Source organism: Roseburia sp. 1XD42-69 (genome assembly GCF_003612565.1).
Classification (GTDB): domain Bacteria; phylum Bacillota; class Clostridia; order Lachnospirales; family Lachnospiraceae; genus Roseburia_B.
In genome coordinates this window covers 40,174-65,348 of sequence record NZ_RAZG01000003.1, presented here as the reverse complement: position 1 = coordinate 65,348, position 25,175 = coordinate 40,174, and the positions used below count along the sequence as shown (strand labels likewise).

The following is a 25,175-nucleotide window of genomic DNA, read 5'->3' as shown; positions in this document are numbered from 1 at the left end:
TCTCTCTCTTTCCGTCACATATTTGCTGTCATAAGTTTTTTATCTTCTCTCAAAAACACGAAGTTTCGCACTTTTTGATCTTTTGTTCTCTTTCATTTCCTCTTCCCCCGGCAGGATAGGTTTTCTTGATATCACCCTTCCCTTCGACACATTTCCACAGACACACACAGGAAATTCCTTTGGGCACACGCAGGGGTTTTCGTTCCTCTTAAACACATTTTTCACAATTCTGTCCTCCAGGGAATGAAATGTGATGATACACAGCCTCCCCCCGGGATTTAACAGGTCAATCATATCCTCCAATCCCTCTTTGAGCACATCCAGCTCATGGTTTAACTCAATGCGGATCGCCTGGTAGGTCCGCTTTGCCGGGTGGCCTCCTGTGGCCTGGATTTTTTTGGGAATAGCGGCGGAAATTACAGCATTTAATTCCCCTGCCGTCACAATCCGTTTCTTCTGTCTCTCCCTGACAATATGCTTTGCAATGTTTTTTGCAAAACGGTCTTCCCCGTAATCACGGATTATCCGGTAAAGCTCCATCTCACTGTACTCATTTACAATATCCTCCGCCGTCAGCTCCCCCCTTTGATCCATGCGCATATCAAGAGGTGCATCCTCATTCCGGTAAGTAAACCCACGCTCCGGGGCATCTAACTGAAAAGACGACACCCCAAGGTCAAGGAGTATCCCATCGGCCCTCTCTATTCCAAAACCTGAAAGCACCTGCCTCATGGCCCTGTAATTGCTTCGCACAATGGAAACCCTGTCCTTAAAGGGTTTTAATCTGTCCGAGGCTGCTGCAATGGCATCCCCGTCCTGGTCGATTCCAATGAGCCTACCCTTCCCGGAAAGCCTTTTTGCAATGTGGGAGGAATGCCCTCCTCCCCCCAGGGTTCCGTCCACATAAATCCCATCCTGACGGATGTTTAAATATTCAATTATCTCCTCCAGTAAAACGGACTTATGTTCAAATTCCATAGAATCCCCTCTTTATTTCTTACTGCATTTTATCAGATGCTAAGCCCAAGCTCCGCCATATGCTCTGCCACTTCATCCATATCCTCATAGGAATTGGTATCCTGCCATCTCTCCTTGCTCCAAATCTCAATTCTGCTCAAAACACCCACTAAAACCACATCTTTGCTAAGGTCTGCAAATTCTCTTAAAACCTGGGGCAGAAGGATTCTCCCCTGCTTGTCCACTTCACAGCTGGCTGCTCCCGCGAAGAAAAATCTGGAGAATTTTCTGGCATCTTTTGTAGTGAGAGGAATATTTCGGAATTTTTCTTCAATGTTTTTCCATTCTTCATTGGGGTACACAAAAAGACACCCATCCAATCCCTTCGTTACAACAAACTCATTTCCAAGCTGTTCTCTGAATTTGGATGGAACAATCAGCCTGCCCTTGGTATCGATTGTGTGACTGTACTCTCCCATGAACATAATGGACACCTGCTTCCCCAGAAATGGCATTTCAAACCACTTTTAACCATTTCCATCCACTTTCCTCCACTTGTATGTCTATTCTATCTTAGAACAAGATAAAATGCAAGGGCAATGGACAAAAAAATGCATCAGAAAAAAATAATCTGATGCATTTTTCAAAATATAGTGCCATTTTTTCTTTTTTGGCACAATATATAGTTGTTTTTTTTAAATCCTTTTACTTACAGCAGAATGTCATACACTCTGTCTCCTGACAGTGACATGCATGGCTCCCTCCGATACCGATTTGGTCGGCAGTACAACGGCAGTCCTCATTGTATTTACAGCGGCAGGCTTGACAATCAATCTCAATGTCACGATTTGGCTCCATTGCCGCATTTCTTCCAGCTTCCCCTTTTCTCTCCCGGAAACTTTTACAGCAGGTAGCATTGGAAGTGGTAGCGCCTTCGCCGTCAATCTGGATATCTCCCTTGCAGCAGTACCTGTCGTCGTTGTAAAGACAATTTGTGGCAGAACATACTAATCTTGTCATAGTGGTTTCTCCTTCCTGATTTTTGAATTGAGCAGAGAAAATTTTCCTCTGCCCGCCCTGCGGCCCACATACCGTATCAGCGGTAAACTTCCATATGCGGGCCTTGACATAAAAAGTCCGGCCAAACTTCAGCCGGACTTAGTATCTGCAATTTAATTATTTTTATACCTCTGCTATTTTGTTTCTTCTGCCGCTTCTTCTTTTCGGATTTCCTTTGTGTCAATTTCTTTTTTAATAAATGAAATAAAATCATTTAATTTTTTGCTTCCCTCATCTCCTGCAAAGCGGCTTCTCACAGAGACAGTCTCCTCTTCCTCCTCTTTTTGTCCCACCACAAGCATATAGGGAAGTTTGTCAAGGCGGGCCTCCCTGATTTTAAATCCGATTTTCTCCGAACGGTTATCCACCGTTACGTCAATGCCGTTCTTTTTCAGTTCCTCACATACTTTATTGGCATAATCTTCATATTTATCGGAAATAGGAAGAATCCGCACCTGCTCCGGGCAAAGCCATGTGGGGAATTTCCCCGCATATTTTTCAATAAGCCAGGCTAAGGTTCTCTCATAACATCCGATGGATGTTCTGTGGATAATGCAGGGACGAATTTTATTCCCCTCTTTGTCAATATAATACATATCAAACTGTTCCGCCAAAAGTGCGTCCCACTGAATGGTAATCATGGTGTCCTCTTTGCCGTACACGTTCTTTGCATTAATGTCTACTTTTGGTCCGTAGAAAGCGGCTTCCCCCACATCCTCCACATAATTCATGTGAAGCTCATCCATAATATCCCGCATATGCTGCTGGGTTTCCTCCCAGACTTCCGGCTCTCCAATGTACTTATCCCTGTTGTCCGGATCCCATTTGGAGAGATGGTATGTCACATCCTCCTCTAGCCCCAAAGTGGTAAGGCAGTGTTTTGCCAAGGCCAGGCAGCCCTTAAACTCTTCTACCATCTGGTCCGGCCGCACAATGAGATGCCCCTCTGAGATGGTAAACTGGCGCACCCTGGTAAGCCCGTGCATTTCCCCGGAATCCTCATTTCTGAATAAAGTGGACGTCTCGCCGTAGCGGATAGGCAGGTCACGGTAGGAATGCTGTTCGCTTTTATAGCAATAATACTGGAAAGGACAGGTCATGGGACGCAGGGCAAAAACCTCTTTATCCTTTTCCTCATCCCCTAAGACAAACATGCCGTCTGTGTAGTGATCCCAGTGCCCGGAAATCTTATATAAGTCAGATTTTGCCATAAGGGGAGTTTTTGTGCGCACATATCCCCACTCCTTATCCTCCAAATCCTCAATCCACCGCTGCATTTTCATAACCATTTTTGTCCCCTTGGGTAAAAGCAAAGGCAGTCCCTGGCCAATTACATCCACAGTGGTAAAAAGTCCCATCTCACGGCCAAGCTTGTTGTGGTCCCGCTTTTTGATATCCTCCAGATGATCTAAATGGGCTTTTAACTCTTCTTTCTTATTAAATGCCGTACCGTAAATCCTCTGGAGTTTTGCCCGGTTGGAATCCCCCCGCCAGTAAGCCATGGAGGAAGAAATCAGTTTATATGCCTTAATTCCCTTGGTGCTCATTAAATGAGGCCCAGCGCAAAGGTCTACAAAGCCGCCCTGGTCATAAAATGAAATCTGGGCATCCTCCGGCAAATCCTGTATCAGCTCCACTTTAAAAGGTTCCCCTTTTTCCTCCATAAATTTTATGGCCTCATCCCTCGGAAGGGTAAATCTGGTAATTTCATGTCCCTCTTTAATGATTTTTTTCATCTCCCCCTCCAGTTTATCCAAATCTTCCCTGGAGAAAGGCTCAGCGTCAAAATCATAATAAAACCCTTCCGCAATGGCCGGGCCTATTGTGATTTTTGTCCCTGGAAACAGGCGTTTTACCGCCTCCGCCAAAACATGGCTGGCCGTGTGGCGGATGACTTTCAGCCCTGCCTCATCACTACTTGTCACAATATTTAAGTTCACGTCCCTGTCTATCTGGGTGCGGAGGTCTACAATTTCACCGTCAATCTCCCCGGCACACGCCACCCTTGCTAAACCTTCGCTTATGTCTTTTGCAATTTCATACACGGATTTTGCTTCACTGTACTCCTTTACGGAGCCGTCTTTCAATGTAATTTTCATGGTTAAACTCCTCTCATTTGACTTAATTTTGATAGAAAAAATCCCTGCTATAATTTCTTACAGCAGGGACGATATTTACCGTGGTTCCACCCAATTTTCTTTCCTTTGCAGTATATGAAAGGAAATCTCATTCTGACGATAACGGAATCACCGGGCTCTATTAAAAGCCGCTCCAAGATGGTCTTCGGATGCTTCCTGCAAAGATGCTTCCACCGCTTTTAAAATCCTCAAAAGGCATCTCTCTCTGATACATTCCACAGCTTACTGTTCTTATCCACGCATTTTCTCTATAAATCTTAAGATATTGTTATAGTACTCCAAACTTTCTCATATGTAAAGGATTTTTTTAAATCCCTCACATATTATCTCCCGCAGCACTTTTTATATTTCTTGCCGCTGCCGCAGGGACATGGGTCGTTTCTCCCCACTTTCTTGCCTGTCACAACAGTGCCTGACTTTCTCTGCTCCAAATACAGCCTGTGCCTTGTTTCCTGGTCAAAGATTTCTTCCCACGCAGGAAGCTCATAGAGCCAGTCAGCCCTTGCCTCCACCATATTTTTGTAGAGTTTCTCTTTATCAAAATTTAAGTTCACCACCGTGTCTTCTTCCATGGTATCAATGGGATTGGGGGTAATCAGGCTCTCATTGATCCCATCTAAGAATCCGGTCATATCCATAATACTAAGTTCGTATTTTTCCGCAAGCTCTTTCACCGTTCCCTCCACATGCTCGTCGGGATTCACCAAAAGCTTTTCATACACGCCTTTTTCCACTAAGAAATATCTCTGCCAAAATCTCTGCAATTCCTGTTTGTTTGTCTTTTCATTATAGGCAACCTTTTGCCAGCTCTCTAATAATGCCATGATTTACTCCTTCTTTTTCTTCTGGGGATAATGCATATCCACGCAAATACAAATGTATTATAGCAAATACCGGGGCATATTTCAAATATTTTTTGCGGCTGTTAAAAACATAAATTTTAAAAAATATAAAAAAGTGTATAGAACTATTTTTTTGTGCCATACTATTATTGTTCCTAAAGAAACAACCCCCACCTGTTTCTTAGGAATTTCAACGAAAGATGCAAGAATACTTATCCTCCCCTAAAAACCCCGGCAAATGCCGGGGTTTTTTCTGCGGACTTATTTCAAATGATTTAAAAGTCCCTGGATTCCTTCTTTTTTAAAAATATCTTTATAATACCCAATTTCTCCCTGAATCAAATCGTCAATTACCTGCATCCCCAAAAGTTCCACCGGCGCCTTGTCATCTGTCATGAGATACTTTCCGGGCACATAGCGGTTCATCCCTGCATAAACCTGTTTAAGCATTTCCGCCAGATCTGTACCTCCAGTGGTTTTCTCCTCTTTTAAAGTTTCCTGGTTTGTCTTAAGCACAGAAATCATATTTGGATTGTCTGAAGCAAACAATTCCCGGTTTGTAGTTCCCGGTACATCCGCAGTATAGATTTCAGAAAACACATGGGAAATAGTGTCAGCAAGATACTGGTTAATATTCCCCTCTTTTTGTCCCCGCATATTCATATTTACCACCATAACCCCCTCTTCTTTCAAATGCTCCTTCACCAGAGTAAAAAACTCCAGAGAAGACATTTGAAAGGGTATGGTAATGTCCTGGTAGGCATCCACCATAATCACGTCATACTTTCTGTCAACCACATTCAGGTATGCCCGCCCGTCATAGGTTGTGACTTTTATTTCCTCCGGCATCTCAAAATACTGTTTTGCCAGTTCCGTGATTTTCCCGTCAATCTCCACCCCTTCCACACTGGCATGGGGAAAATATCTTTTGCACTGCCTGGCAAAGGTCCCCGTCCCGTTTCCAAGCACTAAAATATCAAAGCCCTCCTTCTCCTTCACCCCTGCCATTAAGGGTGCGGCAAGGGCATAGTCATAATACATCCCGGTAAAACTGTCGTCCTTCTTTAAAATGGACTGCACGCCGAAAAGCACATTTGTGGACAAAACCACCTGCCTCTCGTCCTCTTTTACCTGAAGATAATTGTATATGGATTCCCCCTCAAAAGTCAAATTATGTTCCCAAAAAGCAAAACTGTCAGAATATCCCGTAAAACAGCAAATCAGAAACAGGACAGTCCCTATTACAGATTTTTTCGCCCCCCTTCTTGTGCTGATAAAATAAGCCAATGCCAAGCCCAGCAAAATTCCTGCAAAAATAAGAAACGTAATGGAAGTTCCCACAGCCGGGATGGTGACAAAGGTGGGAAGAAACGTTCCGAGGATACTTCCCAGTGTATTGGAAGCATTTAACTGCCCCACCGTCTTACCGCTGTCCTCCAATCTGTCCACTGTATATTTTACCAGGGACGGCGTGACAGTGCCCAGAAGAAACAGTGGAAATACAAAAATCACCATGCAGGCTAAAAATCCCGCCCAAATTAAAAAATTCGTATTTACCGCCAGAATCAAAACACCGGAAATCCCCAGAATAATATATTTCCCCAAAACCGGAATTGCCCCAATCCATATGGCCGCAATCAAAATCCTGCCGTAAAGCTTATCCGGGTTGGGATTTCTGTCGGCATACCTCCCCCCGTATATATTCCCCAGAGCCATTGCAATCATAATCGTCCCAATGATAATCGTCCACACAATCTGGGAGGAGCTGAAATAAGGGGCTAAAAGCCTGCTCGCCCCAAGCTCCACCGCCATTACCGACATCCCTGCAAAAAATTCCGTGAGGTAAAGATAAATTTTATTGGTTAAAATGTTCTTTTCTTTCATAAAACCTTCCTGCCTGTATTTTTTATTTCATTATTATTCGCACAAAGCCACTCTATGATATCACAGAATCTTTCTTTTGTTAATGCGTGGCCGCCCGGATATTGATTGTGCTGCAAATTGTTCAAAGCGTCTAATTTCCCATAGATTGAACTGGCCTTTTCCACAATATAAGATGCATCTCTGGAATCTTTATCCTCTTCACCGGAAACAAGAAGCAGCCGTCTTGGAGCAATACAGGAGACCAAATCATAAATATCATATTTTCCATGGAAGTTTGGAATTACGCTTGCCATTTCAATTCCTACATTGTTTTTTATACGATTTTCAAAGGTACAGGCACTGCCGCTTGCGCAGCTGTAGGCGATTCGCTGGTCTAACGCAGATAAAAATAAAACCGTATTTCCACCATAGGAATGTCCCAGAGTTCCAATTCTTTTGGGATTGACGCCATCCAGATGAGAAAGCAATGTAATGCCCGACATGGCATCATTTATTACTTTCTTCATCAAATAGTCTCCTTTTAAAATGCGGTAACACATCTCATCAAAATGCTGCCAAAAGTCAAATCCCTGCACCGATGTATCTTTCCGCCTGTCTTCAAAACATATGGAATCCGGCGCCAATACTACAAACCCTTTTTTTGCCAGTTCCGGCCCAAACGCCTGTAACGGATCTCCTGCCAAACCGCAGACTTCACTTTTTCCCAGATGATGTTCTCTGTTATGCTGGTGATGGATAAGAATTGCCGGATTATGATCAAGAATTTCCGGGAAAAGCAGATAGGCGCTCACTTTATCTCCATAAGAATCATATTCGATGCAATGTCTCGTATATCCATTCTCCTGTACAGACTCTAACACTTCGTATTCCACATTTAATGCAGGTTCCGATAATTCTATCCCTATCATCCCTGCTATTTCCTGACGCATCAATTTTTCCGATTCCGTTTCTATTACTGAGCCACCCATAATTTTCACCAGTCTTTCCCCATTTTCGTTCCCATCTGTGATATGTGTGATTATCGTATTTACATATACCTTGAAATCCTCAAAAAACTTTTATAATCCTCATCCTCTTTATCTTCCTGCAAAACATAACCCTGTTCCAAAATATATCTTCCATCCTGGAGATAATATATTTCTAAAGAGCCATGAGGGGTGACAATCCAGTATTCCTCCACCCCTGCGGCTTCATAAATATCTTTCTTTTCCCTCCTGTCCCGTCTGGCTGATGAGGGACTTAAGGTCTCGGCAATAAACTTGGGCACTCCGCTGTAAGTGCCCCCTTTTAGATATTTCCGGTCACAGATCACCATGATATCCGAGCATACATAATCATCGTTTACATCGGGATGATATTTAAAATCAAGGTTTTCCATGGTAACAAGGCATATGCTGTCTTTCAATCCTGTTTTTATCTTCGTATGAATATTGCTATTGATAATTCTGTGCTGGTATCCGGGCGCCGGGTACATGTCATATATCACCCCGTTTATTTTCTCGTCCTCCAATATTCCCTTGCTGCCAATGCCATAGCATCACATCCTTTCATCTCTTGGATTATAACATGACTTAATACAGAAAGAAAGATAATTTTATTTTCCCTGACAGCACAGTAAAAAAACCTGCAGGCATTGCCCACAGGTTTTACTAATTTTACTTACCCCTCTATGGAAATATAATGTCCCTTATCCTCCACAGCTTTCGGCTGTGCCTTTGGAATATGGAATGTGAGAATTCCATTTTCATATTTGGGATGGACATCCTGCTCTGTCACATGGTCTCCCACATAGAAACTGCGGCTCATGCTGCCGGCATAGCGTTCCCGCCTGATATAACTGCCCGCCTCGTTTTTCTCATCCCGGTTCATGGATTTTGCCGCATTTACGGTGAGATATCCGTCCTTAAGCTGCATTTTAATCTCGTCTTTCTTAAAACCGGGCAAATCAATATCAACCTCGTAACCTCCGTCTTTCTCCTTCACATCGGTTTTCATAAGGTTCCTTCCGTGGTTTCCGTACAGAATCTTATCCATATCGGGAAAGGCAAAGCCCTCCATAAAGTTATCCAATAAATTTTCTCCAAAAATACTAGGCATCATCATACGTCATATCCCCTTTCATGAATGATAATATTTTCAGCACTATGGAAGAAATCCAGGTGTCGTTGTTTCTCAAAGGATTTTTTGTTTCATTTCCTTTGATGGTTATACTATATCACCTTTATTAGCACTCGTCAATAGTGAGTGCTAATAATTATTGTGAATTATTTGTGTCCTCTCTCTATTTTTCTATCTATTCTTGTGTTATAATAATACTTATCATTTTATGCAAAGGAACAAATCTTATGAAAAACCTGAAACGAATATCAGCCCTTCTTGGAATTATACTTTTAGCCGGGCTTTACCTCACCAGCCTGGTTTTAGCTTTAACCAGTAATGCCCACACCTTTGAATTCTTCGTGGCCTCCATTGCCGCTACCGTAATTATCCCCATTCTGCTTTGGATTTATACTGCCATGTATAAATACCTTACCAAACACAAATAACTTCAAAATTCAACATTTGCGTGTATCCTGTACCCTTCACAGTTGGTTATGGAAGATAAATTCATGTCAATTATTTATGAAAAAAAAGAAGGCCTATATCCTATGATGCAAAAGGAATACAAATAACATAGGCTGTGCGAACCTTAAGTGAACATCATTTTCCAGGGAGGTTCGCACCAAGTTTAGGGTGAAAATAACACTATAATTTCAACAAACTGGGTATATTATGTTGCAGTTTTGTTGGAATCAGACAAATCAGAGTGCAAAGTTTCCGATAAATTCAGTAATTTTGCTGTCACTCCCCGTGTGGGAGTGTGGATTGAAATTTTGAAAATTTAATAAAGAAAATCAATGAATTAAGTCACTCCCCGTGTGGGAGTGTGGATTGAAATGATATAGACAACGACATCAAAGTGTTAGAAGAGGTCACTCCCCGTGTGGGAGTGTGGATTGAAATCCTATTACCATCATTTAAGTCATAAGTAACAATGTCACTCCCCGTGTGGGAGTGTGGATTGAAATCGAGTTAAAAAAATCCCTAAATCAGTACGAAAATGTCACTCCCCGTGTGGGAGTGTGGATTGAAATGATGTAAATACCCGTTGGCGTCCGTATAGTCCTCGTCACTCCCCGTGTGGGAGTGTGGATTGAAATCCTGGTACGCATCTATTGCCTGCTGCAGCCAAACGTCACTCCCCGTGTGGGAGTGTGGATTGAAATTTACTATTGGCCAGGAGCAGCCCACAGTGCTTGCGTCACTCCCCGTGTGGGAGTGTGGATTGAAATATCATATCTGCCTGTCTTGCAGGAGTGTTAGATATGTCACTCCCCGTGTGGGAGTGTGGATTGAAATTCGGATGAAATATCCGATGCAAAGAAGTACTTACAGTCACTCCCCGTGTGGGAGTGTGGATTGAAATCATCAACTCAACGAACCGTCTTGCATCGCCACTTGTCACTCCCCGTGTGGGAGTGTGGATTGAAATTGCGATGTCCTCATACTCATTCTGGGGGTCAACGAGTCACTCCCCGTGTGGGAGTGTGGATTGAAATGAAAAATGAAGGAATTCCGTGCGAATCGGCATCCGTCACTCCCCGTGTGGGAGTGTGGATTGAAATCTTCTGCCGCTTTACATATCAGTCGTTTTTCCCTTGTCACTCCCCGTGTGGGAGTGTGGATTGAAATATAGATATGCTGACGATGTTTGACACGTTCCTGCAATGTCACTCCCCGTGCAGGAGTGTGGATTGAAATAAAGTTTAACTGTAATTTCTTTTACAAAAAAGGAGCTGTGCACCATTTTCGTGCAACAGCCCCTTTCCTAATTTCCATAGAGTCGCTGATTAATCCAGCCTTTCCTAAGGAATTGTTATTAAATCTTTACATTTGGCTTGGCTTGATTCGCACACAACTGCCTTGTCGTCAGTTGCCGCAGCCCGCTACGGTGTCATCCTCCGCCTTGCATGTACGAAACAATCCGGCGCCAAATTGCAAAATTTTTCATTAACAGTTCCTAATTTTTCTTCAATTTTGAACTGCGGTATATAATATCGTCCCTTCCCGGTCCGTTTGATACCATGGTGATGGGATAGCCAATCTGCTCCTCCACAAACTCTACATATCTGCGGCAGTTTTCCGGAAGATCCTCAAACTTCCGAATTCCCAGAATGTCTTCTTTCCACCCTGGAAGTGTCTTTAACACCGGTTTTGCCTTTTCCAGTTTTCCTGTGGTGGGAAACTCTGTGGTAACTTCCCCGTCAATCTCATAGCCAACGCAGACGGGAATTTCATCCAGGTATCCCAAAACGTCAAGCACTGTAAAAGCCACGTCTGTGGTTCCCTGGAGACGGCATCCGTATTTACTTGCCACACAGTCAAACCAGCCCATACGCCTAGGCCTTCCAGTGGTTGCCCCAAACTCTCCGCCGTCGCCTCCCCGGCGTCTCAGCTCGTCCGCCTCCTCACCGAAAATCTCGCTGACAAATGCTCCTGCTCCCACGGAGGAAGAATATGCTTTGCACACGGTGATAATCTCCTTAATCTCATAGGGCGGAATCCCTGCTCCTACGGCGCCGTAAGCGGCCAGGGTGGAGGAAGATGTAACCATGGGGTAAATTCCGTGATCCGGGTCTTTTAACGTTCCAAGCTGTCCCTCTAACAGAATATTTTTTCCCTCTTTTAAAGCCTTATCCAGGAAAGAGGAAACATCACACACATAGGGCTTTACCATATCCCGGTATTCATGCATGGTATGCAGCAGATCCCCTTTATCAATCAGAGGTTTATGATAGAGGTGCTTAAGCAGCACATTTTTCATATCGCATACCCGGTCTATTTTTTCCTTTAAAATGTCTTCCTCAAATAATTCGTTGACCTGGAAACCGATTTTTGCATATTTATCGGAATAAAAAGGTGCAATTCCCGACTTGGTGGAACCAAAGGATTTTCCTCCCAGACGCTCCTCCTCATACTGGTCAAACAAAATATGATAGGGCATCACAATCTGGGCCCTGTCGGAAACAAGAATCTTTGGAGCCGGCACTCCCCGCCCTGTAATGGACTTTATCTCATCAAAAAGTACCGGTATGTTTAATGCCACTCCGTTTCCGATAATACTGGTGGTGTGGTTGTAAAACACACCGGAGGGCAGTGTATGTAATGCAAACTTACCATAATCATTGACTATGGTATGTCCTGCATTTGCCCCTCCCTGGAAACGTATCACAATGTCCGCTTCCCTGGCAAGCATATCTGTAATCTTACCTTTTCCCTCGTCTCCCCAGTTTGCACCGACTACTGCTTTTACCATTCTATATTCCTCCTGTTGTGATTCTAAACTATTTTTCCAGTTCCGGAATTTTCTTTGAGCAGGCAACTGCCAAAGCTCCCGGGCCAATGTGACAGGAAACGCTTAAGGACAGAGGGTCTAACACAATCTCACTGTCCGGGAAAATCTCCTGCACGTCATTTTTAAAGGATTCCGCCGCCGCCAAATCATAGGTATATGCCATGGAAAGATGCATATTTTCTCCCTTTGCATCATGAAAACGGTTGGCAAAATCATTTTTTATGGCGTCAATCATCAAGGATTTTGCCTGTTTCACAGTCCTTGCCTTTGCAAAGGCATCTAGCTTTTCCCCCTGAATCTGAAGTACCGGTTTTAATTTCAGCAAAGTTCCCAAAGCTGCGGCCGCAGGGGTAATCCTTCCGCCCTTTTTCAGATAGGCCAACGTGTCCACCATAATATAAATCGTGGACTCAAATTTGTCCCTCTCTAAAATATTCTTAATTTCCTCTGCGCCCTTCCCTTTCTCTGCCAGGGCCTTTGCATCATAGACAGACTGTTTCTGGGTGACAGAAATTCTCTGGTTATTTACCACCTGCACCTTCCCCTCGTATTCTTGGGCCAACATGTAAGCAGTTTCACAGGAGCTGCTTAAGCCGCTGGACATGGGAATATGCACAATTTCCTCATAAGAACCTAAAAGTTCATCCCATAAATCTGTCACATTTCCCACAGAGGGCATGGATGTGGAAATATCGCATCCGCTTTTCAGTTTTTCATAAAACTGCTCCTGGGTCAGGTCCACTCCCTCATAAAAAGTTTCCCCGTTAATAAAAAATGGCATGGGAAGAATGTGAACGCCTGCCGCTTCTGCCTCCTTTGACGTAATCCCGCTGTTACTGTCGGAAACAATCGCAATTTTGTTCATGTCATCTCTCCTTTTTGGTATGGTTTTCTAAATAAAATGCTCACAAACATATATAGTATACCATAATTTAAAAAGAAATCTACATTAATTTTTTCTGAAATGCCACAATTTCCAGGAATCCTGTGACTTTCTAGGCTTTCTGGATTTGCTGCTGGGCACTTCCGACAATTTAATTACCACATACTTATCCTGAACGGAAATATATCCCTTTTGGGGAAAATAGGGCATATTCTCTGCTGCCTTTAACGCTTTTTCAGAAAAACGGCTTCCGTCCTCAAGTTCAATCCCAAGGGTATTCATAAACCCAAGTATCCTCCAGGTTGCCCCGGTGGGGTTTCCATCTGAATAATCCCATTTAAAAAAAGAATATCCGTACAAATCCGCCTCCAGGCACGCCCCGTTTAACTCCGCATCCTTCTCCCCGACAAATATGACAGGAAGCTCCCTATATCCCTCGGTCTGATACAAATCCGAGGCAATCATCCTTGCCGTGTTCACATCGTCCCGATACCGGATATCATCTGTATAAACAAATGCCAAAATCACCGCCATGCCTGCCCATACCATAATCCCTCCGGCAAACATGCTGACCCATTTTAATATGCGAAGCTTTTTTTCCTCCCAGGTACTTAAAAAGCCCCAGAACAGCATACATGCAAATGCCGCCACAACGGGGAGAGCCGATTGTGAGCGCCCCAGGGCCTTATTTCCAATGTAGATTGACATGAGAAACGGAGCAATCAAAAGCCCCGCCAATCCTAGGAAAAGGGGAACACTGTTTTTTTTACTCTTAAAAACATACAGGCAAAACAGCAGGGACACGCAGATAAGTGCCAGGGGATATGCAGAGACATTATCCGGCCGGTACCAGTTTAACAGACATTTCACATGGTCAAAAATCAACGCCAGATTTTGGCTTAAGGGCCACACGCCCCATTTCATCTGGCCTTTAATATACCATCCGTTAGACAGGGTTGGCTTTACCGCGAAGGTATATGATAGATACACAATGCCAAACCCAAGGATTAACCCGGCAATTTTTTTAAAATACACACTCATTTTTCTGTCCGGCTCCCGGAAAAAATCCAAAAGATAGCAGATAATGCACAGGCTGATATACAAAAATGCACAGGCCTGATAGGAGGAAAAACACCACATCCCAAATAAAAGGCAGATGAGAAACCAGTAAATTTTCCTCTGGTTTAAAAACACAATCTGAAAAAGGGCAAACACAGAAATCACCCCATAAATCATGCCCAAAACCACCTCCGCCCGCTGGAGGGCGAAATAAAACTGCATCATCCACACGGGACAGGTGGAAAATAGAACAGAAAAAAATCCATATGGATATTTGTCATTTCTCCCGCTGACAATAAAGCACAAAAAAGAAACCATGCTTCCCAGCAGAATAAAACCTGCCAGAAACAAAGCTCCGTTGAAATAGGGATTATAATTGATTACCCCGAAAAGATTTTTCGTGTACAAAAGTCCCTGCCTGCCTACAGTTTCCCACTGCATGGACACACCGGGATGGTTAATCACATGTTCCGTATCAATTCCCACATTCTGGGAAAATGCCATGTGACCGTAACATATGACACAAATCACTGCATTTACAATCAAAGCCGCTTTATGCCTGAAGACAAATTCCTTTGCATCCTTATATAATTCTCTCAAAATAATTCTCCTTTTCCTGCGCCGAAATCCTTCCTTCTTTCCGGCGTTTTAAATCCAGCCCATGCGCTTATAGTATTCTCTGTCCGCCGGATTCAATCCACCCTTTTTATTCATTATGCGCATCAAATGGAAAAATGCTTTTGTCTTAAAGCCCGGTTTCACCTTTCCCGCATTGCTTTTTATCTTAGCGGCTATCCGGGTTGTTTTTCTATCTATTTCCCGTCTCTTTTTTTCCGAAACTTCTCTGTAGGAAGTGGCAAAAACGGCAAAGCCGCATGTATAAATTTTCGGGATGCCCCAAAAAAATAGGCTGTCCGCCATATCCTTACAGGCTGACTTCATCCCTGCCCCCGCCGCCGTCGCAATGCACACGGCCTGTTTCTGAAACATAGCAGGATTTGGCCGGTGCACCATCCACTGGTATCCATAGTGGTCCAGCCAGGCTTTCATTGACCCTGTGGCATGAAATACATACACGGGGCTGGTAAGAATAATAACATCCGCTTCTGTTATGGCATCTGTCAGAGGTTTCAATTTTTCATAGTGAGGGCATTTCGTTTCATTTTTCATAAAGCAGGTGGTACAGCCCACACAATATTCCCCGAAATCCTTGGGCAGGAAAAATTCCTTTACCTCGCCTATTAATTTTTTTGCCAGCATCCTTCCCACCCGGCAGGTAGTCCCTTTGTGGTTCTGGCCGTGAATCATAGCAATTTTCATGATTATCCTCTTTTCCCATTTTTTGCAAACCCATTATACAATACTTTGGAAAAGAGTTCAACTACAGCATAATACTTTGGCGTGCACGAACTGTTACAGTAACGGCAGAATTTCCTCCATCTTCCACTTTTTTGCTGAAAGAATCCTCCCGTTTCTCCCCAAAACATGTTCTATAATCTGAAGTTCCAGCTTCTGCCTTCGCTTAAAATGATCTATCAAATCTTCAAAACTTTTACACCCATGCTCTGCTCCATATGGGGAATTGACAAAATATTCCCTCATAAGAGGATACCACAGCTCATTCCCCTGATTATCACAGCGCTCTTTCCGAATCACCTCAATACACTCCTTTGTCCTGTCGCTGCAGAGATATAGCAGCAGAAAATCTTCCCGATTCATGCCCCAAAAGAGTTTTTCATAGAATGACAAAATTTCCTCATCACTTAACAGATGATACAGCATGAACTCTTCTATCATATTCTGAAAAATAGAGCACTCAAAAAGACATCCCTGTATTTGCTTTCATTCATCCATGTACACCAGGCAAGCTCCACCGGGGAATAATCTCCTTCCCGAAATATGCGGTATTCCGGTTTTTCTGTGTGAATTGCATTTAGCAGAGTAGATTTTCCCATTCCCGGAATACCCTCGATAAAAATATTTTTCATTTGGCTTTTCCTTATTCTTTTCTTTTCCTTCCAGAGCAGGCCGCTTTCTTTTTTGCCCCTGACAGGAGATACGCCCTCCGAAGGTAATCACAGGTATTTACGTTTCTCACATACTCTTTCTCTGTAACATTCTCTGGCAAATGCTTTTCCCTGCCCGTGTCCTCCACCAAAAAATTGTGCAGCCTGTTTGCCCCAGCAGCCTGGATTTTTGCATGATTCTCCTGCTCTATCCGGCTCATCTCCCCTCTGCGCTCTGCGTTGAGATTTGCCTGAGCCTTTAACCTTGCCCGGATGATTTTTTGACGCTTATCAAACCAGGATTCCTCCTTTTTTCCACATTTTTTCTTTTTCTTCTTTTCCCCCATTACCCGGCGAAAATCCCTGTCCGTATTCTCCGTCTTTTTTTTGTCTAACTTATCTTTAAAAATGTTTCCTGCGTTTTCATAAGCCTGTATCTGCTCTGCCGGCATAATCTTCCCTCCCAAACAAAAATACAAAAAAACAGAAAGTCCTCCTTTGCGATTCCTTTCTGCCCATTGTCAATCCTTTGATTCTTCCAAATACTGCTGATATTCTTTTTTTACCTGAGGATATCTGGCCTTCGGCACCGAAAGCTCCTGACCGGTGGTAAGCGTCATAATATAACTGCTGATTTTTTCCACATACTGCATATTCACCAGAAAACTCTGATGGATGCGCACGAAGCCAAAGTCTTTTAATTCCCCTTCAATCTCACTTAATTTCTTATAAATACTGTAAGTCTCCTCTTTTGTATAAAAGGTATTTTTATGTTTGCTTGTCTCGATATAAATTATGTCCTCCGTATTCAGGGAGACTTTGCCCTCCACAAAAACATACTCTATCATTTCCCCAGGACGGATTGTATTTTGTTCCATGCTACTCTCCATTTCCAAATTGTTTCTATTGTACTAACTATTAAATTATTTATAATAAGTATCGGAACATTTTTGCAATTCGTAAGGAAGTTGGCACGAAACGACTATAAAATGTCATGAAAGTTAATCTATGGCAGAGGAGAACCTAAAACCATTGATATTATTCGCCTATACATCTAAAATAAAACCTATAAGGAGGTTTTTGCATGAAACAAAAAATATTGATTATAGATGATGATGTGGATTTATGCAGACTGCTTCGGCATCATTTGGAACAGGAAGGATATGACGTCTGCACCTGCCATGACGGGGTTATGGGATTACATGAGCTGCAAAGCGCAGAATATCAACTTGTGGTTTTGGATATTATGCTTCCCATGATAAACGGATACGAGGTATTGGAGAGAATCAGAAAAAAAAGTTTTATTCCTGTTTTAATACTCACCGCTAAAGACAGTGAAGGCGACAAAGTGTCCGGGCTAAGGATGGGCGCAGATGATTACTTGACAAAACCATTTGCTAATAGCGAATTTCTTGCCAGGGTATCCTCCCTGCTGCGGAGATATACCATTTTCAACACCGCTGACGGTTCCCCGGAAATTATTACTGTTGGTGGAATGTCCATCGACAAAGCGGGACGTGAAGTCCGAAAAGACGGTATGCTCCTTGAACTCACAGCAAAGGAATTTGATTTACTTTTGCATTTTGCAGAAAACCCAGGAAAAGTTTTTACCAAAAGGCAGATATACCAAGCTGTATGGAAGGATGCGTATGCTTATGATGACAATAATATCATGGTACATATCCGCAGGCTGAGAAAAAAGATTGAGGATCATCCAGAACACCCAAAATATATTTTAACGGTATGGGGTGTGGGATATAAATTAGGCGGTGAAACAACATGATGGTGATGGCATTTGGTATTATTTTACTGTTTCTCTGTATCGGAGAATTTATCTATATTCTCCATATCCAAAAACAGTTGGCAGAGTGGCTTGACTTTCTAAAAAGCCTGCATCATGCACCTAAACGAAATTCATTTGTAAAGGGAAATGATATTCTCGCAGATATTAATTTTGAATTAACAAGGGAAGTAATCATTGCACATCTTCCTGTGTTGGAAGAAAAGAATATTTGATGGGATTGGCTGATCTTGTGTATTGCGAATGGATGAAATTAAAACGCTCAAAAATTATTTTAATTGGAGTTTTGGGCTCATTCATAGTACCCTTTTTAGTTACCGTAAACGATGTTAGGATTTGCATATCAAATCCAGAGGCAATTTTAAGCCTTGGCTGGATTTATGAAGATACCATTATGTTTCTTATGCTGTTATATGGCCTCCTTGTTATGGCGGTAGTTGCAGTATTTCTGATCAGCAGGGAGTATACGGAAAAAACATTGAAAACCATTTTTGTAGTTCCCATAGGGCGCAGGCAATTTATAATGGGTAAATTTATCATTCTGTTTATTCTTATCCTTTTGTTTATGGTTCTTTCATGGTTGGACATTGTTGTGATATCTATGATTTTTAATATATTTATGCATGTTTCCCAGATAAACCTGTTGTCAGCAGTTTATATCTTCATACAGATGATAAAGGGCGGTATACTCCTCTTTGCGACGCTGACCCCATTTGTATATCTTACAATACGTGCAAAGGGAATCCTAATACCATTTATTGCCATTGCAACCGTCAGTTTGTTAAATGTTGTGTTATCAGGTTCCCCCATAGCAGGATTTTACCCATGGACTGCAGCTTATCTGCTGTTGACTGGCAGGCTGGCACAGTCTGGATGTCCCCTTTTCCTTGGATTGTTCATTCTTTTATCCCTATGGGTGTTTGGCATCTGGGCCAGTATAATAAGATTACAAAAAGAAGATATCGCATAAATTTCATGATGGATCAAAGGGCGGAATAAAAAACACAGGCAGGCTTAAGTTCCGAAATAGATTTACCTTAAAAGCGCTGCCTGTGTCATCCTGTGCCTATTTTAATTGTTTTTCCTACTGCACCGATAAGCTGGAATACCCTAAAAGCTTTTCATCCACCTCGTGGGCGGCTTCCCTTCCTTCCCGGATGGCCCACACCACCAAGGACTGGCCTCTGTGCATATCCCCTGCGGTAAACACATTTTTTACATTGGTGCTGTATTTTCCTTTTTCTGTGGACACGTTCGTCCTCTCATTTAATTTGACTCCAAAAGCGTCCGCCACATATTTCTGGGTTCCCAAAAAGCCTGCTGCAATGAAAACAAGATCTGCGTCAATTTTGCTCTCGGAGCCAGGGACTTCCCCCATAACCATGCGCCCTGTCTTCTCGTCTTTTTGGCTCTCAAGCTTTACGGTTTTCACAGCGGTAAGGTTCCCGTTTTTATCTTTCAAAAACTCTTTTACCGTTGTCTGGTAAATCCTGGGGTCATGGCCGAACACGGCAATGGCTTCCTCCTGGCCGTAGTCTGTCTTTAAGACTTTGGGCCACTGGGGCCAAGGGTTATCCTCCGCCCTTGTCTTTGGGGCAGGGGGCATCATCTCAAGCTGGGTAACGCTTACGGCCCCCTGGCGGATGGCGGTTCCCACACAGTCGTTTCCCGTGTCCCCCCCGCCGATAATCACCACTTTTTTCCCCTTGGCGGAGACAAATTTCTGGTCTTTGAAATCAGAATCCAAAAGGCTTTTCGTGGTCTGGGAGAGATAGTCCACCGCAAAATAAATTCCCTTTGCATCCCTTCCAGGGGCATTTATATCCCTGGGATTTTTTGCCCCGCAGGCTAAGATAACAGCGTCAAATTCTTTTAAAAGCTTTGCCGCCTTTACATCTTTTCCCACATTTGCCCCTGTGACAAATTCCACCCCTTCCTCTTTCATAATGTCAACCTTGCGGTCAATCACCTGTTTTTCCAGTTTCATGTTGGGGATTCCATACATTAAAAGCCCCCCAACCCTGTCGTCCCGCTCAAACACCGTCACCTTATGGCCCCGGCGGTTTAACTGGTCTGCCGCCGCAAGCCCTGCCGGGCCGCTGCCCACAACAGCCACGGTTTTCCCTGTGCGGGTTCTTGGGGGCTTTGCCTTGGCATATCCCTCCTCATAGGCCCTTTCAATAATGCCGTGCTCATTTTCCTTTACGGTGACGGCATCTCCGTAATGTCCGCAGGTGCAGGCGTTTTCACAGAGGGCGGGACACACTCTGGAAGTAAATTCGGGAAAATTATTTGTCTTTTTTAACCGGTTATATGCCTGCTCCCAGTTTCCTGTGTAAACAAGATCATTCCACTCCGGCACCAGGTTGTGCAGGGGGCATCCGCTGGTCATTCCCATAATGTCCATCCCTGCCTGGCAGAAGGGAACGCCGCAGTTCATGCACCTGGCTCCCTGCTTCTGCTGCTCTTCCTCAGACAAATAGATATGAAATTCCTTATAGTTTGTAATGCGCTCTTTCGGCGGTACAGAGGCTGCAGCTTTTCTGTCATAATCCATAAATCCTGTTGGTTTTCCCATTGCTCTCTCCTCCTTAATCCCTTGTACTTGCATAAAATGCTTCAATCTGGGCCTGCTCGGAGGAAAGGCCTTTCTCTTCCATCTGAACAATAGCCATCATCATGCGGTTGTAATCGTAGGGCATAATCTTTTTAAACTTAGGCAGATATTCGCTGAAGTTATCTAAGATTTCCTTGCCCTTTGCGGAATTTGTCAGAGCCACATGTTCCTGTATCATCTCTTTTAATTCCATCACGTCATATTTATTGGAAATGCTCTCGGAAAAGACCATCTCTTTGTTTGTCCTGGTGTAAAGGTCATTGTCCTCGTCCAAAACATATGCAATTCCGCCGCTCATTCCCGCCGCAAAGTTTTTCCCGGTTTTTCCAAGAATTACCACACGGCCCCCTGTCATATACTCACAGCCGTGGTCCCCCACGCCTTCCACTACCGCTGTTGCCCCGGAATTTCTCACGCAGAAGCGCTCTCCCGCCACGCCGTTGATAAAGGCTTTTCCGCTGGTTGCCCCGTAAAGGGCCACGTTTCCGATAATGATATTTTCATCTTGTTTATAATTTACTCCGGTAGGGGTGCATACCACCAGTTTTCCCCCGGAGAGTCCTTTTCCAAAGTAATCGTTGGAATCCCCCACAAGCTCTAAGGTAAGCCCCTTGGGGATAAAGGCGCCAAAACTCTGTCCCCCGGCACCGGTACATTTTACAATAAAAGTGTCGTCCTCTAAGGTATCGTCGTACTTTCTGGTTATCTCAGAGCCGAATATGGTTCCAAAGGAGCGGTCGATATTGGTAAGCTCCACATCAATAATCCGTTTCTGCCGGCTCTCTAAGGCACTCTTTAACTGTTTTAACAATACCTTTTCATCCTTTGTCTTTTCCAGTTCAAAGTCGTATACCTGTTTTTTGTCAAAGGTGACTTTCTCTTTCGGTCCTGCAAAGGGATTGTTGAGAATCCGGGACAGGTCAATCTCTTTCTCCCTGCCGGATAAATCCTCCCTCACTTTTAACAAATCGCTTCTCCCCACCATCTCGTCGATGGTGCGGCAGCCCAGTTTTGCCATATATTCCCTTAACTCCTCTGCGATAAACCGCATAAAGTTTTCCACATATTCCGGCTTTCCTGCAAAACGTTTCCGAAGCTCCGGGTTTTGGGTGGCAATTCCCGCCGGACAGGTATCCAGGTTGCACACGCGCATCATTACACAGCCAAGGGTTACTAGGGGAGCCGTGGCAAATCCAAATTCCTCCGCCCCAAGGAGGGCTGCGATGGCTACGTCCCTGCCGCTCATCAGCTTACCGTCTGTCTCAATCCTCACTTTATTTCTAAGGCCGTTCATAATTAAGGTCTGATGCGTCTCCGCAAGGCCAAGCTCCCAGGGAAGCCCCGCATTGTGGATGGAGCTTGAGGGGGCGGCTCCTGTACCTCCGTCGTAACCGGAAATCAGAACTACCTGGGCTCCTGCTTTTGCCACACCTGCCGCCACAGTTCCCACACCTGCCTCAGACACCAGTTTTACGGTAATTCTGGCCTGGCGGTTGGAATTTTTTAAATCATAGATTAACTGCTCCAAATCCTCGATGGAGTAAATATCGTGGTGAGGGGGCGGGGAGATCAGAGATACTCCCGGTGTGGAGAGCCTTGTCTTTGCAATCCAGGGATACACTTTTTTCCCCGGCAGATGGCCTCCCTCCCCCGGTTTTGCCCCCTGTGCCATTTTTATCTGTATTTCGTCTGCGCTGACTAAGTAGCGGCTGGTGACGCCGAAACGACCGCTGGCCACCTGTTTGATGGCGGAACATTTATTCTTTCCTGTGTTTTTGCTTGCAATGCGCTCTGCATCCTCCCCGCCTTCCCCGGAATTGGATTTTCCATGGAGACGGTTCATGGCAAGAGCCAGTGTCTCATGGGCCTCCTGGGAGATGGAGCCGTAAGACATTGCCCCGGTTTTAAACCTGGTGACAATGGAATCCACACTCTCCACTTCTTCGATTTCAATGCCTTTTTTGGGGAAGTTAAAGTCCATCAGTCCCCTTAGGTTGGCATTTTTCTCCTCCTCACTTACCAGTTTTGTGTACTCCCTAAACAGGTTGTAATCTCCCCGCTTTGTGGACTCCTGCAAAAGATGTATGGTGGCAGGGTTGTAAAGGTGGGGATCCGCCCCGCTTCTCATCTTGTGGCGTCCTTTGCTGTCCAGGGTTAAATCCGTCTCAAATCCCAAGGGGTCGTAGGCGGTGGAGTGCAGCTCGTTTACATCCTCCTCAATATCTTTTAAGGTAATGCCCCCGATGCGGCTTACGGTATTGGTAAAATATTTGTCAATCACCTCTGCGTCAATGCCGATTGCCTCAAAAATTTTAGAACCCTCGTAGGACTGGATGGTGGAAATCCCCATTTTGGAGGCGATTTTTACGATACCTGTGATAATGGCATGGTTGTAATCGTTTACCGCCGCATAGTAATCCTTGTCTAACATATGCTCATCCACAAGCTGTTTCACGGTCTCCTGGGCCAGGTAAGGATTGATGGCACAGGCGCCGTAGCCAAGAAGGGTGGCAAAGTGGTGCACTTCCCTGGGTTCCCCGGACTCTAAAATCATGGCAAGGCTGGTTCTCTTCTTTGTCCGCACTAAATGCTGCTGCAGGGCCGAAACTGCCAGCAGGGAGGGAATGTGCACATGGTTTTCATCCACTCCTCTGTCGGAGAGAATCAAAATATTTGCCCCGTCCCGGTAAGCCCTGTCCGCCTCCATAAACAGACGGTCGATAGCCTTTTCCAAACTTGTGTTTTTGTAGTAGATAATGGGCAGTACAGCCACTTTGAACCCGTCCACTTTCATGGATTTTATTTTCATTAAGTCCGTATTTGTCAAAATGGGGTTGTTGACTTTTATTACCTGGCAGTTTTCCGCTTTTTCCTCTAAGAGGTTTCCGTCCTCCCCCACATAAATGGTGGTGGAAGTTACAATTTTTTCCCGGATGGAGTCAATGGGAGGATTTGTCACCTGGGCAAAAAGCTGCTTAAAGTAGTTAAACAGGGGCTGGCGGTCATTTGCCAAAGCTGCGAGAGGCGTATCGATTCCCATTGCAGAAGTCCCCTCCCCGCCGTTTTTTGCCATGGGAAGAATGGCATCCCGCAGTGATTCATAGGTGTAGCCGAAAGCTTTCTGCATCCTCTGGCGCTCTTCCTTTGTGTACTCCGGCACACGCTGGTTTGGAATTTTTAAATCCTCAAGCTTAATTAAATTCCTGTCTAACCACTCGCCGTAGGGCTGTTTTCCCGCATAGGTGTTTTTCAGCTCCTCGTCGTCAATTACCCTGCCCTGTTTGGTATCCACAAGGAGCATTTTCCCTGGGCGGAGCCTCTCTTTCACCAGTATTTTCATGGGATCGATATCCAACACCCCAACCTCGGAGGAGAGAATCAGGTAATCGTCCTTTGTGATATAGTACCTGGAAGGGCGCAGACCGTTTCTATCAAGGACTGCCCCCATCATATCCCCGTCGGAAAAAAGAATGGAAGCCGGGCCGTCCCAGGGCTCCATCATGGTGGCGTAATATTGGTAGAAGTCCCGTTTTTTCTGGGGCATCGCCTTGTTGTTTGCCCAGGGCTCCGGAATCATAATCATAACTGCCAGGGGCAGATCCATGCCGCTCATTACCAGAAATTCTAAGGTATTGTCAAGCATTGCGGAGTCGGAACCCTCGCTGTTTATCACCGGAAGGACTTTCTGCAGCTCCCCCTTTAAAAATCCCGTCTCCATGGTCTCCTCACGGGCCAGCATCTTATCCGCATTTCCCTTGATGGTGTTAATTTCTCCGTTATGTACAATAAAGCGGTTGGGGTGGGCCCTCTCCCAGCTGGGATTTGTGTTGGTGGAAAAACGGGAGTGTACCGTGGCAATGGCGGATTCATAATCCTTATCCTGCAGGTCCCCGAAAAACAGCCGAAGCTGCTCCACTAAAAACATTCCTTTGTACACAATGGTACGGCTGGAAAGAGATACCACATAGGTGTCGTCGTTGGACTGCTCAAAGACACGTCTGGCTACATAGAGCTTTCTGTCAAAGGGAAGACCCTTTTCCACATCCTTTGGCCGTTTCACAAACCCTTGGGTGATATAGGGCATACAGTCCACTGCCTTCTGGCCTAGCTTGGAGGGATCTGTGGGCACATCCCGCCATCCTAAGAATTTCATGCCCTCTTTCTCCACAATAACCTCAAACATTTTTTTTGCCCGGTTTCGCTTTAATTCATCCTGTGGAAAAAAGAACATGCCCACGCCGTAATCCCTCTCCTCCCCTAAATCAATCCCCAGGGGTTTTACCGCCTTTGTAAAAAATTTGTGGGAAATCTGAAGGAGGATTCCTACCCCGTCCCCGGTCTTGCCGTCTGCATCTTTGCCTGCCCTGTGCTTTAAGTTCTCCACAATTTTTAGTGCATTGGCTACCGTCTCGTGGGTTTTGATGCCTTTGATATTTACCACTGCGCCGATACCGCAGTTGTCATGTTCAAATTCCGGGGAATAAAGGCCCTTAAGCTCTGTCCCTTTTCCATTCCATTTATCTCTCATAACTTT

24 protein-coding genes and 1 CRISPR repeat array are annotated in these 25,175 nt (G+C 44.4%); of the genes, 4 read left to right on the top strand and 20 right to left on the bottom strand.

The genetic code is table 11. The features are described 5' to 3' along the window. Positions 1-39: 39 nt before the first annotated feature. The 10 genes from rsmH to D7Y06_RS02440 all read right to left on the bottom strand — a co-directional run bounded on the left by rsmH (position 40) and on the right by D7Y06_RS02440 (position 8,983). Positions 40-978, bottom strand: a complete 939-nt coding sequence (gene rsmH / locus D7Y06_RS02485; RefSeq protein ID WP_120406254.1) for a 16S rRNA (cytosine(1402)-N(4))-methyltransferase RsmH — start codon at positions 976-978, stop codon at positions 40-42. 32 nt (positions 979-1,010) lie between these two features. Then, on the bottom strand, positions 1,011-1,442 hold the full coding sequence (mraZ, locus tag D7Y06_RS02480; protein ID WP_120406346.1) for a division/cell wall cluster transcriptional repressor MraZ: 432 nt from the start codon (positions 1,440-1,442) through the stop codon (positions 1,011-1,013). A 220-nt stretch (positions 1,443-1,662) separates the two neighbouring features. Continuing rightward, positions 1,663-1,977 (bottom strand): DUF1540 domain-containing protein, encoded by a 315-nt coding sequence (locus D7Y06_RS02475; RefSeq protein ID WP_120406253.1) that lies wholly within the window; start codon positions 1,975-1,977, stop codon positions 1,663-1,665. 173 nt (positions 1,978-2,150) lie between these two features. Next, positions 2,151-4,115, bottom strand: a complete 1,965-nt coding sequence (gene thrS, locus D7Y06_RS02470) for a threonine--tRNA ligase (protein WP_120406252.1) — start codon at positions 4,113-4,115, stop codon at positions 2,151-2,153. Positions 4,116-4,477: 362 nt separating this feature from the next. Beyond that, on the bottom strand, positions 4,478-4,978 hold the full coding sequence (locus tag D7Y06_RS02465) for an SEC-C metal-binding domain-containing protein (protein ID WP_120406251.1): 501 nt from the start codon (positions 4,976-4,978) through the stop codon (positions 4,478-4,480). Further along, positions 4,941-5,138, bottom strand: a complete 198-nt coding sequence (locus D7Y06_RS02460; RefSeq protein WP_120406250.1) for a hypothetical protein — start codon at positions 5,136-5,138, stop codon at positions 4,941-4,943. Before D7Y06_RS02460 ends, D7Y06_RS02465 begins: the two co-directional genes overlap by 38 nt. Positions 5,139-5,257: 119 nt before the next feature. Then, positions 5,258-6,880, bottom strand: a complete 1,623-nt coding sequence (locus tag D7Y06_RS02455; protein ID WP_120406249.1) for a spermidine synthase — start codon at positions 6,878-6,880, stop codon at positions 5,258-5,260. Continuing rightward, positions 6,877-7,848 (bottom strand): alpha/beta hydrolase family protein, encoded by a 972-nt coding sequence (locus D7Y06_RS02450; RefSeq protein WP_147415567.1) that lies wholly within the window; start codon positions 7,846-7,848, stop codon positions 6,877-6,879. Before D7Y06_RS02450 ends, D7Y06_RS02455 begins: the two co-directional genes overlap by 4 nt. A gap of 59 nt (positions 7,849-7,907) precedes the next feature. Next, the gene (locus D7Y06_RS02445) at positions 7,908-8,390 is read right to left on the bottom strand and encodes a Uma2 family endonuclease (RefSeq protein WP_243119044.1); all 483 of its coding nucleotides are present in this window, start codon (positions 8,388-8,390) and stop codon (positions 7,908-7,910) included. Positions 8,391-8,539: 149 nt separating this feature from the next. Beyond that, a complete protein-coding gene (locus D7Y06_RS02440) occupies positions 8,540-8,983 on the bottom strand; it encodes an Hsp20/alpha crystallin family protein (protein ID WP_120406247.1) in 444 nt (147 codons plus the stop codon). A 242-nt stretch (positions 8,984-9,225) separates the two neighbouring features. Here D7Y06_RS02440 and D7Y06_RS02435 point away from each other — a divergent pair, with 242 nt between their 5' ends. Continuing rightward, positions 9,226-9,426, top strand: coding sequence for a hypothetical protein (locus tag D7Y06_RS02435; RefSeq protein WP_120406246.1), 201 nt, complete (start codon positions 9,226-9,228; stop codon positions 9,424-9,426). A 294-nt stretch (positions 9,427-9,720) separates the two neighbouring features. Then, a CRISPR array of direct repeats spans positions 9,721-10,681; the repeat unit is 32 nt; unit sequence GTCACTCCCCGTGTGGGAGTGTGGATTGAAAT. 259 nt (positions 10,682-10,940) lie between these two features. Here the strand turns inward: D7Y06_RS02435 and D7Y06_RS02430 are convergent. The 8 genes from D7Y06_RS02430 to D7Y06_RS02395 form a co-directional block, all read right to left on the bottom strand. After that, on the bottom strand, positions 10,941-12,236 hold the full coding sequence (locus D7Y06_RS02430) for an adenylosuccinate synthase (RefSeq protein ID WP_120406245.1): 1,296 nt from the start codon (positions 12,234-12,236) through the stop codon (positions 10,941-10,943). Between the two features lie 28 nt (positions 12,237-12,264). Next, the gene (locus D7Y06_RS02425; RefSeq protein ID WP_120406244.1) at positions 12,265-13,140 is read right to left on the bottom strand and encodes a DegV family protein; all 876 of its coding nucleotides are present in this window, start codon (positions 13,138-13,140) and stop codon (positions 12,265-12,267) included. An 84-nt stretch (positions 13,141-13,224) separates the two neighbouring features. Further along, the gene (locus D7Y06_RS02420) at positions 13,225-14,817 is read right to left on the bottom strand and encodes a glucosyltransferase domain-containing protein (protein ID WP_120406243.1); all 1,593 of its coding nucleotides are present in this window, start codon (positions 14,815-14,817) and stop codon (positions 13,225-13,227) included. Between the two features lie 48 nt (positions 14,818-14,865). Next, on the bottom strand, positions 14,866-15,537 hold the full coding sequence (locus D7Y06_RS02415; protein WP_120406242.1) for a flavodoxin family protein: 672 nt from the start codon (positions 15,535-15,537) through the stop codon (positions 14,866-14,868). Between the two features lie 93 nt (positions 15,538-15,630). Beyond that, complete coding sequence (locus D7Y06_RS02410) at positions 15,631-15,999, bottom strand: hypothetical protein (protein WP_158591195.1); 369 nt, start codon at positions 15,997-15,999, stop codon at positions 15,631-15,633. 11 nt (positions 16,000-16,010) lie between these two features. Continuing rightward, positions 16,011-16,205 (bottom strand): hypothetical protein, encoded by a 195-nt coding sequence (locus D7Y06_RS02405; protein WP_120406240.1) that lies wholly within the window; start codon positions 16,203-16,205, stop codon positions 16,011-16,013. Between the two features lie 11 nt (positions 16,206-16,216). Beyond that, positions 16,217-16,675 (bottom strand): hypothetical protein, encoded by a 459-nt coding sequence (locus D7Y06_RS02400; protein WP_120406239.1) that lies wholly within the window; start codon positions 16,673-16,675, stop codon positions 16,217-16,219. A 69-nt stretch (positions 16,676-16,744) separates the two neighbouring features. Continuing rightward, entirely contained in the window at positions 16,745-17,101 is a 357-nt protein-coding gene (locus tag D7Y06_RS02395) for a LytR/AlgR family response regulator transcription factor (RefSeq protein WP_243119043.1), read from the bottom strand. Positions 17,102-17,307: 206 nt separating this feature from the next. Here D7Y06_RS02395 and D7Y06_RS02390 point away from each other — a divergent pair, with 206 nt between their 5' ends. From D7Y06_RS02390 to D7Y06_RS02380, 3 genes are read left to right on the top strand one after another with little or no spacing between them, the layout of a single operon-like run. Beyond that, complete coding sequence (locus tag D7Y06_RS02390) at positions 17,308-18,006, top strand: response regulator transcription factor (protein WP_120406237.1); 699 nt, start codon at positions 17,308-17,310, stop codon at positions 18,004-18,006. After that, complete coding sequence (locus D7Y06_RS02385; RefSeq protein WP_120406236.1) at positions 18,003-18,239, top strand: hypothetical protein; 237 nt, start codon at positions 18,003-18,005, stop codon at positions 18,237-18,239. Before D7Y06_RS02390 ends, D7Y06_RS02385 begins: the two co-directional genes overlap by 4 nt. Next, positions 18,239-18,994, top strand: a complete 756-nt coding sequence (locus tag D7Y06_RS02380; RefSeq protein ID WP_120406235.1) for an ABC transporter permease — start codon at positions 18,239-18,241, stop codon at positions 18,992-18,994. The genes D7Y06_RS02385 and D7Y06_RS02380 overlap by 1 nt, the downstream gene beginning before the upstream one ends. Positions 18,995-19,108: 114 nt before the next feature. Here the strand turns inward: D7Y06_RS02380 and D7Y06_RS02375 are convergent, their stop codons facing one another. Together D7Y06_RS02375 and gltB are read right to left on the bottom strand one after the other, a co-directional pair. Beyond that, on the bottom strand, positions 19,109-20,602 hold the full coding sequence (locus D7Y06_RS02375) for a glutamate synthase subunit beta (protein WP_120406234.1): 1,494 nt from the start codon (positions 20,600-20,602) through the stop codon (positions 19,109-19,111). Positions 20,603-20,615: 13 nt separating this feature from the next. After that, entirely contained in the window at positions 20,616-25,169 is a 4,554-nt protein-coding gene (gltB, locus tag D7Y06_RS02370; protein WP_120406233.1) for a glutamate synthase large subunit, read from the bottom strand. Positions 25,170-25,175 lie beyond the last annotated feature (6 nt).

Coding starts and splice junctions, on each gene's coding strand:
- rsmH (WP_120406254.1), bottom strand. CDS start 978: ATGGAATTTGAACATAAGTCCGTTTTACTGGAGGAGATAATTGAATAT.
- mraZ (WP_120406346.1), bottom strand. CDS start 1,442: ATGTTCATGGGAGAGTACAGTCACACAATCGATACCAAGGGCAGGCTG.
- D7Y06_RS02475 (WP_120406253.1), bottom strand. CDS start 1,977: ATGACAAGATTAGTATGTTCTGCCACAAATTGTCTTTACAACGACGAC.
- thrS (WP_120406252.1), bottom strand. CDS start 4,115: ATGAAAATTACATTGAAAGACGGCTCCGTAAAGGAGTACAGTGAAGCA.
- D7Y06_RS02465 (WP_120406251.1), bottom strand. CDS start 4,978: ATGGCATTATTAGAGAGCTGGCAAAAGGTTGCCTATAATGAAAAGACA.
- D7Y06_RS02460 (WP_120406250.1), bottom strand. CDS start 5,138: ATGGCACAAAAAAATAGTTCTATACACTTTTTTATATTTTTTAAAATT.
- D7Y06_RS02455 (WP_120406249.1), bottom strand. CDS start 6,880: ATGAAAGAAAAGAACATTTTAACCAATAAAATTTATCTTTACCTCACG.
- D7Y06_RS02450 (WP_147415567.1), bottom strand. CDS start 7,848: ATGGGTGGCTCAGTAATAGAAACGGAATCGGAAAAATTGATGCGTCAG.
- D7Y06_RS02440 (WP_120406247.1), bottom strand. CDS start 8,983: ATGATGATGCCTAGTATTTTTGGAGAAAATTTATTGGATAACTTTATG.
- D7Y06_RS02435 (WP_120406246.1), top strand. CDS start 9,226: ATGAAAAACCTGAAACGAATATCAGCCCTTCTTGGAATTATACTTTTA.
- D7Y06_RS02430 (WP_120406245.1), bottom strand. CDS start 12,236: ATGGTAAAAGCAGTAGTCGGTGCAAACTGGGGAGACGAGGGAAAAGGT.
- D7Y06_RS02425 (WP_120406244.1), bottom strand. CDS start 13,140: ATGAACAAAATTGCGATTGTTTCCGACAGTAACAGCGGGATTACGTCA.
- D7Y06_RS02415 (WP_120406242.1), bottom strand. CDS start 15,537: ATGAAAATTGCTATGATTCACGGCCAGAACCACAAAGGGACTACCTGC.
- D7Y06_RS02410 (WP_158591195.1), bottom strand. CDS start 15,999: ATGCTGTATCATCTGTTAAGTGATGAGGAAATTTTGTCATTCTATGAA.
- D7Y06_RS02405 (WP_120406240.1), bottom strand. CDS start 16,205: ATGAAAAATATTTTTATCGAGGGTATTCCGGGAATGGGAAAATCTACT.
- D7Y06_RS02400 (WP_120406239.1), bottom strand. CDS start 16,675: ATGCCGGCAGAGCAGATACAGGCTTATGAAAACGCAGGAAACATTTTT.
- D7Y06_RS02395 (WP_243119043.1), bottom strand. CDS start 17,101: ATGGAACAAAATACAATCCGTCCTGGGGAAATGATAGAGTATGTTTTT.
- D7Y06_RS02390 (WP_120406237.1), top strand. CDS start 17,308: ATGAAACAAAAAATATTGATTATAGATGATGATGTGGATTTATGCAGA.
- D7Y06_RS02385 (WP_120406236.1), top strand. CDS start 18,003: ATGATGGTGATGGCATTTGGTATTATTTTACTGTTTCTCTGTATCGGA.
- D7Y06_RS02380 (WP_120406235.1), top strand. CDS start 18,239: ATGGGATTGGCTGATCTTGTGTATTGCGAATGGATGAAATTAAAACGC.
- D7Y06_RS02375 (WP_120406234.1), bottom strand. CDS start 20,602: ATGGGAAAACCAACAGGATTTATGGATTATGACAGAAAAGCTGCAGCC.
- gltB (WP_120406233.1), bottom strand. CDS start 25,169: ATGAGAGATAAATGGAATGGAAAAGGGACAGAGCTTAAGGGCCTTTAT.